This is a genomic window from Campylobacter sp. 19-13652, assembly GCF_019702925.1.
Classification (GTDB): domain Bacteria; phylum Campylobacterota; class Campylobacteria; order Campylobacterales; family Campylobacteraceae; genus Campylobacter_A.
The window spans coordinates 1,488,694-1,502,702 of record NZ_AP024713.1; the positions used below are offsets into that span (position 1 = coordinate 1,488,694).

General features: G+C 40.7%; 12 protein-coding genes. 1 reads left to right on the plus strand and 11 read right to left on the minus strand.

The window, feature by feature from the left end; all coding sequences use genetic code 11:
• Positions 1 to 90 precede the first annotated feature (90 nt).
• From nrfD to LBC_RS07225, 8 genes are all read right to left on the minus strand, one after another.
• A complete protein-coding gene (nrfD, locus tag LBC_RS07195; protein ID WP_221253764.1) occupies positions 91 to 912 on the minus strand; it encodes an NrfD/PsrC family molybdoenzyme membrane anchor subunit in 822 nt (273 codons plus the stop codon).
• 1 nt (position 913) lies between these two features.
• Entirely contained in the window at positions 914 to 1,483 is a 570-nt protein-coding gene (locus tag LBC_RS07200) for a molecular chaperone (protein ID WP_221253765.1), read from the minus strand.
• Positions 1,476 to 2,021, minus strand: a complete 546-nt coding sequence (locus tag LBC_RS07205) for a 4Fe-4S dicluster domain-containing protein (protein ID WP_221253766.1) — start codon at positions 2,019 to 2,021, stop codon at positions 1,476 to 1,478. Before LBC_RS07205 ends, LBC_RS07200 begins: the two co-directional genes overlap by 8 nt.
• Positions 2,022 to 2,023: 2 nt before the next feature.
• Complete coding sequence (locus tag LBC_RS09220) at positions 2,024 to 3,163, minus strand: molybdopterin dinucleotide binding domain-containing protein (RefSeq protein ID WP_409240980.1); 1,140 nt, start codon at positions 3,161 to 3,163, stop codon at positions 2,024 to 2,026.
• Between the two features lie 68 nt (positions 3,164 to 3,231).
• Positions 3,232 to 4,308 carry a molybdopterin-dependent oxidoreductase gene (locus LBC_RS09075; RefSeq protein ID WP_260173351.1) on the minus strand — a complete coding sequence of 359 codons (1,077 nt, stop codon included), beginning with the start codon at positions 4,306 to 4,308 and terminating at the stop codon, positions 3,232 to 3,234.
• Positions 4,309 to 4,396: 88 nt separating this feature from the next.
• Positions 4,397 to 5,485: a hypothetical protein gene (locus LBC_RS07215; RefSeq protein ID WP_221253767.1), complete on the minus strand. Its 1,089-nt coding sequence runs from the start codon at positions 5,483 to 5,485 to the stop codon at positions 4,397 to 4,399.
• Between the two features lie 11 nt (positions 5,486 to 5,496).
• The gene (locus LBC_RS07220) at positions 5,497 to 6,216 is read right to left on the minus strand and encodes a disulfide bond formation protein B (protein ID WP_221253768.1); all 720 of its coding nucleotides are present in this window, start codon (positions 6,214 to 6,216) and stop codon (positions 5,497 to 5,499) included.
• Between the two features lie 10 nt (positions 6,217 to 6,226).
• Complete coding sequence (locus LBC_RS07225; protein ID WP_221253769.1) at positions 6,227 to 6,394, minus strand: hypothetical protein; 168 nt, start codon at positions 6,392 to 6,394, stop codon at positions 6,227 to 6,229.
• Positions 6,395 to 6,698: 304 nt separating this feature from the next.
• Here LBC_RS07225 and LBC_RS07230 point away from each other — a divergent pair, with 304 nt between their 5' ends.
• Positions 6,699 to 7,016 carry a zinc ribbon domain-containing protein YjdM gene (locus LBC_RS07230; RefSeq protein WP_221253770.1) on the plus strand — a complete coding sequence of 106 codons (318 nt, stop codon included), beginning with the start codon at positions 6,699 to 6,701 and terminating at the stop codon, positions 7,014 to 7,016.
• 39 nt (positions 7,017 to 7,055) lie between these two features.
• Here the strand turns inward: LBC_RS07230 and LBC_RS07235 are convergent, their stop codons facing one another.
• From LBC_RS07235 to LBC_RS07245, 3 genes are all read right to left on the minus strand, one after another.
• Positions 7,056 to 9,740, minus strand: a complete 2,685-nt coding sequence (locus LBC_RS07235; RefSeq protein ID WP_221253771.1) for an ATP-dependent RecD-like DNA helicase — start codon at positions 9,738 to 9,740, stop codon at positions 7,056 to 7,058.
• 65 nt (positions 9,741 to 9,805) lie between these two features.
• On the minus strand, positions 9,806 to 12,625 hold the full coding sequence (gene uvrA / locus LBC_RS07240; RefSeq protein ID WP_221253772.1) for an excinuclease ABC subunit UvrA: 2,820 nt from the start codon (positions 12,623 to 12,625) through the stop codon (positions 9,806 to 9,808).
• Positions 12,626 to 12,733: 108 nt separating this feature from the next.
• Positions 12,734 to 13,978 carry a nucleotide sugar dehydrogenase gene (locus tag LBC_RS07245; RefSeq protein ID WP_221253773.1) on the minus strand — a complete coding sequence of 415 codons (1,245 nt, stop codon included), beginning with the start codon at positions 13,976 to 13,978 and terminating at the stop codon, positions 12,734 to 12,736.
• Positions 13,979 to 14,009: the final 31 nt, after the last annotated feature.

The following is a 14,009-nucleotide window of genomic DNA, read 5'->3' on the forward strand; positions in this document are numbered from 1 at the left end:
TTTAAGGTTTGGTGCGTCATGAGCATAATTTTAATGCAAAGCTTAGGACTATACTTAATGCCTTTAAATTTATAAAGGCTAAATTATCAGCTAATAAACACTAACCGCAGCATATACAGCCACAGCTCTAAGGCACAAACTAGCTGCTATTACAGCGCACTCACAAGCAAGTACCGACACGCTAAATCTACCCAGTCTAAATCCGCCAAAGCTAGCCAAAAGCGGCACCACTACGCCAAGCCCAACAAAGCCAAACCAAAACATCAGCCAAAACTCGCCACTTAATATCGCCACCACACTAGCGTATCCAGCATCAGTAGCACTAGCACCAAAAAGCCAAAGCCCAGCCACCGCTAGCTCACAAAATGCAAGCACAAGTGAGATATTTTTAAGCCTAGTGGGTAAGCTTGCCTTTGATTTAAGCTCATAAATAAGGCAAAGCGCAAGCCCACTTGAAAGAGCAGAAAGCACAAATAAAAGCGGCAAAAACGCATTATGCCAAAGCGAAAAAGCCCTAACAGCATAGAGCAAAAGCCCAGTATAGCCCATAGTCGCCACGCTTAGCAAAAGTCCCAAAATCCACGCCCAGCCAAAGCCTCTAAGCCTAGAGTAAAATATACTAAAAAGCCAAAAACAAGCCAGCACCCACGTACCAAGGCTCATCATAGAATACGGATGAAAGAGCAAATTTAAAATTTTAAAAGGATTAAGCGTAGCCAAATCAAAAAGCAAAAGCAAAATCCCAACACCGATAAGATATGGCGTAATAAAAAATGCACGCTTGCTAAAATCCTCACTCACCTCGCCTAAAAGCCCACGCTCTGCTAGCAAGCCAAAAGCAAACGCCCCAGCCCCAAGCCCTCCTAAAAATAGGTAAAGCACTATCATAAATCCCCAAATTTCTTGTTGCATTTTATTCTCCTTGTGCGGTTAAAATTTCGCTATAAGTAGCGAAAAGCTGAGCAAATTCCAGCCACTCTGGGCTGGGGTTGGCTGCTTTTATATTTAGGGCAAACTGGCTAAACCAAAGCCCGCAGTGCTGGGATATAAACTCACGCCTAGCCCCTAAAGCTACCTTATCGCAGCTTAGCGCCTTTAGGCCTAGGAAGTGTAAAAACTCAAGCTCATAGCCTACATAATCATCAGCATATTCGCCCCCAGCACGCCTAATGCCAGCCCTTTCGTAGCTCTGCCTTACACTAGCGCAACGCTGCGAAAACAGCCCCTGTCCAAAATAAGCGCTCTCGTAAGGAATGGCCTTAGGCTTAAATAAAAACAGCTCATTAAATTCCCACCTAAACTCATCTGCCCTCTCATCACTTAGGCTAAGCTGGCTAAAAAACTGCCCCATATTATCAAGACTACTTCCCTCTAGCCCAGCGCACAGGCTGCTAAGGCTAGCAAGCAGGCTTTTATCTATGGGCAGTAAAAATATCCGCCTAAAAATATCCTCAGCTAAAACGAGAGTGGCTAGATTATTCATAGCTTAGCTTTATGCGTGGATAAAATCTCACATTTGGCTTTGTAAATAGATACTTAAAGCCACTCATCTGCTTTTGCAGTCCTTCATTATCCGCTAGGCTAATATCGCCTATTTTCAGCACATCACACGGACAGCCCTGCACGCAGGCTGGCAGCTCGCCACGCTCTAATCGCTCGGCGCAGAGATTGCACTTTTGTGCTTTGCCGTCTTTGCCCTTGCTTATAGCGCCGTATGGACAGGCTAGTAGGCAGTATCCGCAGCCAATGCAGCGTGAGTGGATTGTATTTACTATGCCATTACTTAGCTTTTCGTATGCCCCAACAGGACAGACGTTTAAGCAGGCTGGGTCATCGCAGTGGTGGTAGGAGTGAGTGAGATAAATTTCTTTCTGCCTTGAGTGCTCGTAAATCTCGATTGTGTCGACTTTGCGCCAGTTTATCTCTGGGTCTTGATTGTGATAGACTTGGCAAGAAATTTCACAGGCCTTACAGCCTATGCAGAAGTTCTGATCGAAAATAAATCCTAATTTTTGTGCCATTTTTAACCCCTATATTGCTTTTTTGCTCGTCTTACTTGAATAAAGCTAGCTGTGTATGTAGAGCCTTGCCCTAAATCGCTAATGCCGTCGCTGCATAGGGTGTTTGCCCCTGTGCCGGATTTTGTCGGCTTTAGCCAGATATTATTCCACGCGTAGCATATGCCAGGCTTTACTTGAGTGGTGGCTACAGCGGTAAAAATAGCCGTGCCTTTTTCGTTGGTGGCCTCAATTGTATCGCCGTCATTTATGCCACGTGCTTTCATATCATCAGCGTGCATAAATATCTCTGCGTTGCCGTTTCTTATCACACGCTTTGTGATATAAGGCATATTGCCCCAGTTTGAGTTATCCTGTAGCTGGGTGCCTGGGGTCATAAAGTATAGAGGGTATTTTTGCAGATATTTTTCGCCAAAATCCTTATGCTCTTTGTAATAATCCCAGTCGTCTTTTAAATCAATCACAGGGTGATAGCCCGCATCTTTAAAGGTCTTTGAGTATAGCTCGCACTTGCCACTTTCAGTTTTAAATTTCAAATCATCACTTGGCGAGTATGGGTAGTATGGGAAAAGCTCTTTCATCGTCTGCGGCGTGCGCATAGGCTTTATCCAGCCGATTTTCTTTAGCTTTTCGTAGGTGATGTTTTGGCTTCTTGCAAATGGAGTGTTTAGGAATTTACGACATACCGCCTCGCTGTTCCAGGTAAAGCACTTTTCTGTATAGCCCATCGCCTTTGCAAGAGCGTTAAAAAACTCCAAATTCGTCTTAGCCTCGCCTAGGGGCTTAACGGCCTGGGCGTTGTAGCACACATAGCCAGAGATTTGGTCATTTTGTATGTCCTCACTCTCCATAAACGTAACTCCAGGCAGCACGTAATCGCTCACGTCGCAGGTGTCTGTAAAGTATGGATCAATGGTAACTAAGAAAAAGTCCTCATCCATTACTCGCTTTTTAATTAGCTCTGTATTTGGCGCAGTTACCATTAAATTTGAATTGTAATTTATACACGCTCTAATTGGCGTTTTTATCGGCACGCCAAAGCTTGTTGCACCCTGTTTTTGAATTCCCTTGCCAAACTCGACGTAGTTTATGCTTTGGCGTTCTATCTTTTTGCCGTTTTTATCTTTTGGGGCTAAATCTGGCATACAGGCTTCAAAATTAAAACAGCCCTTAACGTGCACGTAAGCCCAAAATAGTCCGCCGCCGTGCTTATTTAGCGCACCACAAGCACAGGCAAAAACGTAACAGCCCGCACAAGACGCGCGCCATTAAAGTGTCGCTGACCGCCGTCGCCGTGCATAATGGCTGGGGCTTTTGCCTTTGCATACTCCCTAGCAAAGACCTTAATCTCATCAACGCTAACTCCACACATAGCAGCTAGCTCGCCGTAAGTATAAAGGCTACACTCCTTTACTAGCTCGTCAAAGCCCATTGCGTATTTGGCGACAAATTCCTTATCATAAAGCTCCTCTTCGATTAAGAATTTACACACCGCAAGGCAAAATGCCGGATCTGAGCTAGGGCGCAGCTGGATAAACATATCTGCCTGATTTGCCATAGGCACACGCACGGAGTTTATGACGATTATCTTGCCGCCTTTTTTCTTTACCCTGTGGGCAAATTTAACCCAATGCACCGCTGTGTAGGCCTCATTTGAGCCCCAGCTAATATACATATCACTCTCGTCAATCTCTAGTGCGTCCTTGCTAAAATCAGTCCCTATTACGCTCGGAGTGCCTACGTAGCGCGGCCAGTCGCAAGGGTTTCTAACAAGCCTTGTAGCGCCGTATTTTTCGAAAAAATTCCCAGGCGCTATAGTCTTGCTAATATGCCCTTCGTTGCCTGAATAAACAAACTCCGTAAGCGCCTCGCCGCCGTATTTTGCCTTTATCTCTTTTAGCTTTGCGGCTATTTCGCTTAGGGCCCTATCCCAGCTTATGCGCTCCCATTTGCCGCTGCCCTTTTTGCCTACTCGCTTCATAGGATACATCACTCGGTCGTAGTTGTATAGGTGCATAGCGTAGGTGTGGCCTTTAACGCAGGCTGTGCCTTGGGTTAGCGGGTGGGCTGGGTCGCCAGTAATGCCAGTCATTTTGCCGTCTTCTACCTGTGCGATTAGGGCGCAGGCGTCACGGCAGTTTCTAGGACAGGTAAGGTGGTGATACTGGGCGTTTTTGCCAGCTGGTGCTGGGCTAAAATCGGCCTCAAACTGCTCTAGGCCAAATAGCTCTGGCGTGCTACAGGCTGTGGCTGTTATGGCGGCTGTTTTTAAAAATTCTCGGCGTTGCATTAATTTTCTCCTTTGTATTGGATTATCTGTTTTGCCTTTTTTGGGCTCTTTTTGGGCTTCCCCCATTTGTGAATGGGGGCTTTTAAATTTACTCCACCGCCTTTTGTGGAATGGAGAGAATTTGATCCTTTGTAGGAGCTGGCTCATCTAATTTATCTAATGCCGGCTCGCTTGTGGCTGGCTTGGCTGGCTCATCCAAGACCGGCTCAGTCTGCACGACCTCAACACTTACCACCGGACAATCCGGCTTTTTTGGCTCAAGCTTTGGCGCAGCAAAGACAAAGACCCTATTTTCATCACCCTCTCTTGAGAATATATAAATTTTCTCATCTTTTAGGGCGATTGCCTGAGGGTTTGCCACCCCGCTAAAGCCGTATGCGGCATCGATTTTGTGCGTGTCTGGGTTTAAGACTAGGACGCTTGAGTAGTTTTTGCTTAGCAGATAAATAGCGTCTTTGCTGGCGTCAATGCCGGTTATATAGTAGCTATTAATCCCCTTGCCATCTTTTAGGCTTAGCCCCTGGCTAAGTGCTGGGATGTATTCGGCTAGCGGGAGCTTATCATCGCCGTCAAACTCGGCTATAGACCAGCTTGGTTTGAGATTATCCGGCACGCTTGCTATAATAAATTTATTAGATTTTGGCTCATAGTCCCAGCCTAAAATATACTGCTGCTTTGCCCTAATGGTAGAAAACCTGCCCTTGTTTGCCATATCGCTTAGCTTAAATTTATCATAGCCACTAAGCAGATGTTTCCACTGCTCGTTTTGCTCATCAGGGCTTAAATTTGGGGCGTATTCGTAGCTTACGAAGGTTTTATTATAACTTATCATTGCCGCTTCGCTTTGGTTGCTTGAGGCTGTTTTTACCCAGCTAGCCCCCACGCTATCTTCCATCTCCATTATAAAATGGCGGTCGTGCTTTAGGTATTCGTAATTAATAAATTTATCATCAGTGATATAAAGCTCATTGTAGCGGCTGCTTAGTGTCCATTTGCCACTTTCTGGCTCGTAATCCGCCCCTGTTATTGGATTATCATTTTCTAGCTTTAGCGTCAAAGTCTGAAGTGGCGCACCTAGACTTAGAGTGGGTGAAATTGGGGCGTTTTGATAGCTTAAATCAAAACTAAAGCCAAATGCCAGCGTGGCTAGCAGGCTTAGAGTTAGTGCTTTTTTCATTCTTTTGCTCCTTATTTTGGCAGATCTGGCAGATCTGGATTCCAATCAGCTCGCCAGTCGGCTTCGCTTTGCCAGTGGTCTTGTTCCCAAAACCATTTTTGCGGATCTAGGCTCATTCTTGCAGGGGTAGAGCTGGCTAGAAATGGCGGGTAGCCAGATGTGATGTAGGCTTGCAGGGCATTTAGACTGGTTATTATGATAAAGGCTATAAAGGCGGACTTGCTTAGGCGGTTTAGCCCTAGGTAGCGTCCATACTGGCCAGCTTCGCTTTTAGCCATCATCTGCCCTAAATTTGGCGTAAAAAGTAAAATCAGAGCCAAAAATACAAGCACGCAAAAATCCACCACCATAACCCAAAACTGAGTGTGTGCGCCAAGTATCTTTAGTCCAAAGCCCTGTCCGATGTCTAAATATCCGCCCCAAAGCCCATCTATGCTGTAATGCAAAAGGCCATTAAACAGCCCCCAGCAGGCAAGTAGCATAAGTGAAACTAAATAAATTTTTTTAATTCCGTACCTTAATATAAAAAGTCCAACCAAAGCTATGGCTATCATTGTAATTCTCTCAGCCCAGCACATAATGCAAGGACTATCCCCAAGCCCAAAACCAAGCACCACGCAGGCTATGCCAACTGGCAAAATAATAAGCCCAAGAACGGCGATTGAGATTAAATTTAAAAGCCGCCTTTCGCTTGCTAATAGCTCTTGCGTTGCCATATTTTCGTAACTCACCGCTGCCTCCTTATAAATTTCCAATAGGCACTATCGTCCAAAGATTTACATAAAACTCAAGCCCAACAAGTATCGCACATCCTGCCAGCGCAAGCAGCACGGCTAGCACCCTTGCCCGCGGAATGACAAATATTATTATCGCTGCGAGCAAAAACAATATGATCTGTAAAAACTCCATAAGCCCTCCTTTGAGTAGTTTTACTTAAATAAATTTATTACTTTTTATATTAATAAATTATTAAAATAATAAGCAAAAAAGCCTATTTTTAAATATTATTTTTTAAATTTAATATACTAAAAATAGGCTTTTAAATAATCAAATTCAAATAAATATGATAAAAATACCGTATTTTACTTAAAATATAAAATTAAATATAAATATTAATAAATTTATATTTATAATTCATAAATCCTAAGCTAGTATTTGACTTTTTAAAATTTAAACGCTAATATCAAGGCTTTAAATTTTTAAAGGAGAGAGTATGTCATATCCAAAATGCCCAAAATGCAACAGTGAGTACACCTACCTTGACGGCGAGCTTTTCGTATGCCCTGAGTGTGCACACGAGTGGAAAGACGATAGCGAAAAAAGTGAACTAATAGTAAAAGACGCAAATGGTACACAGTTAGCCGACGGCGATAGTGTAGTATTAATAAAAGATCTAAAATCGCGCGGCACAACGCTAAAACAAGGCACAAAAATAAAAAGCATAAAACTGCAAGATAAAGACCATAACATAGCCTGTAAAATCGACGGCAGTGCGTGGGAACTAAAGTCTGAATTTGTCAAAAAGGCGTGATTTAAATTTGCTACATTTTAAAATGTAGCAAATTTAAATCTAAACCAGACCAATACCCTTTATAAAATCAGCGTCTTTTTTAGAGCTAGATAGCATAAAAGAACTTAACATTTTCTCTTGAGTTTCTGCAGAACAGTATATTTTTAATTTTCTTTTTGCTCTAGTAATTGCAGTGTAAAAAATGTTGTGTGTTATCTGCTCACCCACTTCATCGGTAATTACTATTTTTACAGAATCATACTCCAAACCCTGAGATTTATGAATGGAAACTGCATATGATATTGAAAAAGGAACGCTTTTTATAGCATCGTCGCTATCGCTGTCTATTATTTTATTTACGCTAAATCCAACAATACTTTTACCATTTGAAACAGATATTAATTTTAGCTCTTGAGTAAGCCCTATATCTGCTATAATCTTATCCACCTCAACTTCAAAATATACCTCGTGTTCTCTGTCTTGTATAAATTTAATAGCCCCTTTTAAATTATTATGAAGCACTGTTGAGAAAATATTATTTTCATTAAACACCACTGGATCATTTTCCTTAAAAATCCAAATACCCCAAGCTACAGTATTAGATTTGTTCGCACTTTGTAAAAAATGATTAATATTATTTACTCCGTATAACCCATCGTAATTTAAACAAAGGACTATCTCATCATCAAAATCTTTATTAAAAATATCATCTCCTAGCTCAAAAACGTAATTATACGTTGCCATAAGTTCAGCTATACATTTATTATCCCTTACATTGCTCCAAAAATCAAGCAAGTTTTTATCATCGCTTCTGTAAGGATTTTTTAGCTCATAAATACAGTGTTTTGGCAGAAAATACCTAAGCACATCAAACCAGTTTCCATATTTTATAGCTTCTATTTGATATGTATCGCCAGATAAAATCAAAAGATTAAATTTAGCCTTTTTTAAAATTTTAACCATATCTTCGTTGCTAACAGTACTGCACTCATCTATAAATAATATATCACACTCTATTTCTTGGTTCTTTTTGTCTAAAAACTTAGAAATAGTCTTTGTATTTTTATTATTCCCTGATACTTTTGTCTTTAAATTTTCCACCGCTGGATTTGTCTGAGCTAAATAAATTTTATCTTTATCAAAAAATATCTCAGATATATATCTTAATAGCGTAGATTTGCCAGTTCCAGCCGCTCCACACACAAAAGCAACTCTTGATTTTGTAAAAATATTTTGCAATGTTTCCTTTTTATAGCTATCATCTATATCATTTTCATCAAGCCACCTCTTTGCCAAATCAACATACCCCATAACACCATTAGTACAAAATTTTTTTATTGTATTAATAACATCTACTATATTATCTTCGTATCCTTTTATAAAAATTTTATTATTACGGATGCAAAGCTCTCTATTTTTATGTGTTTTATATAATTTGCTATTAAATTCTTTAATTAATTTTTCAATATCTTGCGCACCTAGTGTATCTTTGGCTTCTTGGACGTCTGTATAAAGCTGCTTATTTATTTCTGCATTATTTAATATCTTTCTTGCTAAAAATTCACACCTTCTGTTTTCATAATCTATACATTTTAATAAATCTTTTAATTTTGGATTATGCTTAATAAGCGATGTAGCAAACGGCATTTGATCAAACGGAATAACACCGTTTGTAAGGTAAAGATTGTTTATCAAATTATTTTCTTGTGATTGCCACTGATTTTTTATTACTTTATTTTTCATAGTAAAAAGCAAATACCTAATTATATTTGCGCTAGATTTCTTCTTTAAAACAATATCTCTACATTTGTCTAAAATATTTAAAAAAGTAATAGCAATTTTCTTATCATCAATATGATTTTTAAATCTCAAATACTCATCATCATTCATAAGAACAATATCAAGGAGATTGCTGCCCGTATTAGATATATATTTAGAGATTCTTTCACACTCTGTTTTGCCTATATTTTTTGAATTTGAAAAAATATAGGCAAAATTTTTATATTCACAATATCTTATAGATACTTCCATATTGTATATTATATTTATTGGCATAGTCTTATTTAAAATAGAAACACCATCTTTTAATATGCTTGCAGAAATAGAATAGTTTCTAGGCGGCTCTTCTTTGCTAAATGCTATTATTCTATCAAATTTGCTAGCATTGTCTGTAGCTATACTCAAAGATATCTCATAAAATAAAACATCATTGAGCACAATAGGCTTTACTTTGTGTATATAAAATCTATCCCTCCTACTCTCTGGAATAAGCCTAAAATTATTCAATCTATCAAATATTTTTTCATAATACTCAGTAAACTTAGGATCTAAGTCTAATGGAAATAAATTTAAATTATGTAGTATTTTTATATTATATTTTTCTGAAAAAATATTTTTTAATCTTACTAAATAAGAATAATATTTAAGCATTAACCTTTGGGAATTATCTTCCGTTTGTATATAATGGGATGTAACAATTTGCAAATAATGATGAAAGTCGCTTAAAAACCTAAACTCTTTTTTTAAATTTTTTATCTTACTTGGTGCACATTTTATATTATAATATTTTATTTCAGCACCTAATTTCTGTTCTTTTGCACAGATATATAAGCTTACATATTCTACGAATGTTCTTAGATTACCCAGTATGTTTTGGGCTAAAAAGCCTCTTTCATTAGAACTTTTATCAATATTTTTGCATATATTTTTATCTAAATCATAAATTTTACTCAATAAATTATCCATATACCAATCCTTAATAATAATTATCAAATTAGTATATTATATCTATATAAAAATTTAATTAAATCTCACCCTATCCCAAGCTCCTGCGCTAGGTATTTGCCTGTGTAGCTGCCAGTTTTTTCCCACTCACGAGCAACCTTTGCTACGCTACCTTTAGCTATTACCTTGCCGCCCTTTGCACCGCCCTCTGGCCCCATGTCGATTAGGTAGTCGCAGTTTTTTATCACGTCCAAATTATGCTCAATCACCAGCACCGAGTTGCCAAGCTCCACTAGGTGATGCAGTACCCTTACTAGCCTATCCACATCGGCAAAGTGAAGTCCAGTCGTCGGCTCATCGAGTACATATAGCGTCTTTCCAGTATCACTCCTACTTAGCTCTTTGGCTAGCTTTACACGCTGCGCCTCGCCTCCACTAAGCGTCGTAGCGTTTTGCCCCAGCGTGATATATCCTAGCCCCACATCAGATAGCGTCTTTAGCTTTTGTTTTATCTTTGGCACCGCTGCAAAAAACTCAAGCGCCTCGTCTATACTCATATTTAGCACGTCGCTTATATTTTTGCCCTTGTATAAAATTTCAAGCGTCTGGGGATTATACCGCTTGCCAGCACATGCGTCACAGATGACATTTATATCGGGCAGAAAGTGCATCTCTATCTTTAGCTCACCCTCGCCCTGGCACTTCTCACAACGCCCACCACGCACGTTAAAGCTAAACCGCCCTATCTTATACCCACGCAGCTTTGCCTCCTTTGTCTCAGCAAAGATAGAGCGTATATCATCCATTACACCCGTGTATGTGGCTGGATTTGAGCGTGGGGTGCGCCCTATGGGGCTTTGATCTAGGTAGATTACCTTATCGCACTGATCAAGCCCATCTAGCTGCACGCCTTTTACCTTTTTTACCTTTTTGGCGTGATTTAGCGCTTCAAGCGCATTTGGCAGTAGCGTTTGAAGTATCAGCGAGCTTTTACCACTGCCACTAACACCTGTAATGCCTACGAGATTTCGTAATGGGAATTTAACACTTAGATTTTGTATATTATTTATGCTTACCCCACTTAGGCTTAGCCACTGCTCTTGCTTGCGATTTTTCTGGTAGTTTATCTCACGCTCACCGTTTAGATACTGCGCAGTTGCGGTGTGAGCCTTTAAAAGCTCATCATAGCTACCACTAAATATCACTCGTCCGCCATTTACCCCAGCGCCATCACCTATATCGACGATAAAATCGCTCGCCTCAATAGTCTTTTTATCATGCTCTACGACGATTACGGAGTTGCCTTTTTGCTGTAAATTTTTAAGCGTTCTTATAAGCTTTACAGTGTCTCTTTCGTGAAGTCCGATACTAGGCTCATCAAGCACGTACATCACGCCACTTAGTCCACTTCCTATCTGGCTTGCGATGCGGATACGCTGAGCCTCACCACCACTTATCGTGCGTGCGTCGCGTCCCAGTGAGAGATAGCCAAGCCCCACATCAAAAAGAAAATAAAGCCTCTCGTTAATCTCTTTTAAAATAGGTGCGGCTATCATGGAGTTTTGCTCACTTAAATAGCTAAAATTGCCAGCATCGCTAAAAAATTTAACACAATCTTCTATGCTAAGATCAAGTATATCCCCTATCCCTCGCCCAGCCACTCGCACAGCCAGACTTTCGGGGCGCAGACGCTTGCCACCGCACTCAGAGCAGACTTTTTCACTCATATATTCGCTTAGGTCTTTTTCGTTTTTTAAAATATCATAAGCCATCTTCATTACGCCCTCAAATTTACGGCTTAAAAGGTGTCTTTTCCAGTAAAACTCTACCTCCTTTGCACTTCCATACAGCACCAGCCTACGCTCATCATCACTTAACTCATCGTAAGCAACATTTGTCCGCACGCCGTTTTGCTCGCAAAAAGCAGCTAGAAATTTAGCATAGTAGCTCATGTTGTACCCATGCATTATCCTTACAGCACCCTGCTCTATGCTCTTACTTTCGTCGATGATTTTAGCCAGGTCTATGGTGTAGCGAATGCCCAACCCATCGCAGTTTGGGCAGGCTCCCTTTGGGCTATTAAAGCTAAAGCTAAGCGGCTCAAGCGGAGTGAATGAAATTTTACAATCAAAGCACGCCATATGCTCGCTGTAGTGTATGTGAGCCTGCTCAAGCCCCAGCTCATCGGCATTTAGTACGTCTATTTCCACCTCGCCATAGCTCTCTTTTAGGGCTTTTTCCACATCGCTTGCTAGACGGGTTTTATTCTCGTCATTTATACTTATACGATCAATTAATAATTTTATGGTGTGTTTTTTAGTTTTTGCCAGCTCTATCTCATCATCAAGACGCACAATTACGCCGTCTATTAGCGCTCTGACGTAGCCCTTTTGGCGCAGGCTTTCTATAAGCCCCTCAAAGCTACCCTTTTTCTCACGTACAAGCGGAGCTAGGATATTTATTTTTGCACCCTCTTTTAATTTTGCGATTTCATTTATTATATCGCTTGAGCTCATTTTGCTGATAGGCTTGCCGCATTTATGGCAGTGCTGTACACCCACCCTAGCATAAAGCAGCCTTAAATAATCATAAATCTCAGTGATAGTCCCCACAGTTGAGCGCGGGTTTTTGCTCGTTGTTTTTTGATCTATCGCAATAGCTGGAGTTAGCCCCTCGATTTTATCCACATCAGGCTTTCCCACACGGTCAAGAAACTGCCTTGCATAGCTTGAAAGGCTCTCGATATATCGTCGCTGCCCCTCAGCATAAAGTGTATCAAAAGCAAGTGTGCTCTTGCCACTACCTGAAAGACCTGTAAAAACCACAAGCTTGTTTTTTGGAATTTCTAGGCTTATATTTTTTAGATTATGCTCTTTTGCGCCTGTTATTCTTATAGTATCGTTCATGTTTTATCCAAATTTAAATTTAACCTGTGATTATATCTAAGTTTTTAAAACAGCTTTTTAAATTTGAAAAATTAAAATGCAGATTAAAGCCGCACAAATTACCGACGACTAAAGCCTACCCTCAGCGTTTTTGTAGATATTTTTTATATCATACACGAGACAACCATTAAGCTCTAAATTTTTAAATTCATTATGCGCCACAGCTAGCACAACGCAGTCATAATCTTTAAATTTAACCTCATTAAATTTAAGTATACTTATGCCATACTCATGCTCCACCTCAGCCTCGCTCGCCCACGGATCACACACCGACACACAGCAGCCAAACTCCCCTAGCTCACGCACTACGTCAATTACTCGTGAGTTGCGTATGTCTGGGCAGTTTTCCTTAAACGTAATTCCACACACAAGCACCCTCGCGCCCTTTATCTGCACGCCATGTTTTATCATCATTTTTACCACGCTTGAAGCGACGTAGCGCCCCATTTCGTCATTTATACGCCTGCCAGCTAGAATGATCTCAGGATGATAGCCCACCTGCGTAGCCTTGTGCGTGAGGTAGTACGGATCCACGCCTATGCAGTGTCCGCCCACAAGCCCAGGGCGGAAGTTTAAAAAATTCCACTTCGTACTAGCTGCGTCAAGCACTGCGTTTGTATCGATGTCTAGGCGATTAAAGAGCATTGCAAGCTCGTTTACAAAGGCGATATTTATATCGCGCTGAGTATTTTCTATCACCTTTGCAGCCTCAGCCACTTTTATGCTTTGTGCACGGTATGTGCCAGCGGTTATGACGCTAGAATAGACGCTGTCAACTATATCAAGCGCAGCCTCGGAGCTAGCGGAGACTATTTTTCTGATTTTAGTGACTGTATGCTCTTTGTCGCCTGGATTTATCCGCTCTGGGCTGTATCCGCACTCAAAATCTTGATTAAACTTAAGTCCGCTAATCTCCTCTAAAATAGGCACGCAAACCTCCTGCGTAACCCCTGGATAAACGGTGCTTTCATACACCACTATATCGCCGCGCTTTAGTACGCTAGCTACTGTTTTTGTCGCCCCTATGACCGGACGTAGGTCTGGTTGATTTGCGCTATCAACTGGGGTTGGGACGGTAACTATATAAAAATCGCAATCAGCAATACTTGCCGCATCAGAGCTAAATCTTAGCCCATTGCGCTTAGCTTCATTTAGCAAATCACTATCAACCTCAAGCGTACGGTCAAAGCCCTCATTTAGCTCATCTATGCGAGATTTATTTATATCAAATCCGATAACTTCGTGCTTTGCGCTTAAAGCCACTCCTAGAGGAAGCCCAACATAACCAAGTCCTATTAGCGCTATTTTTCTCATATTTTGTCCTTGATATTTTTGTGAGTGATTT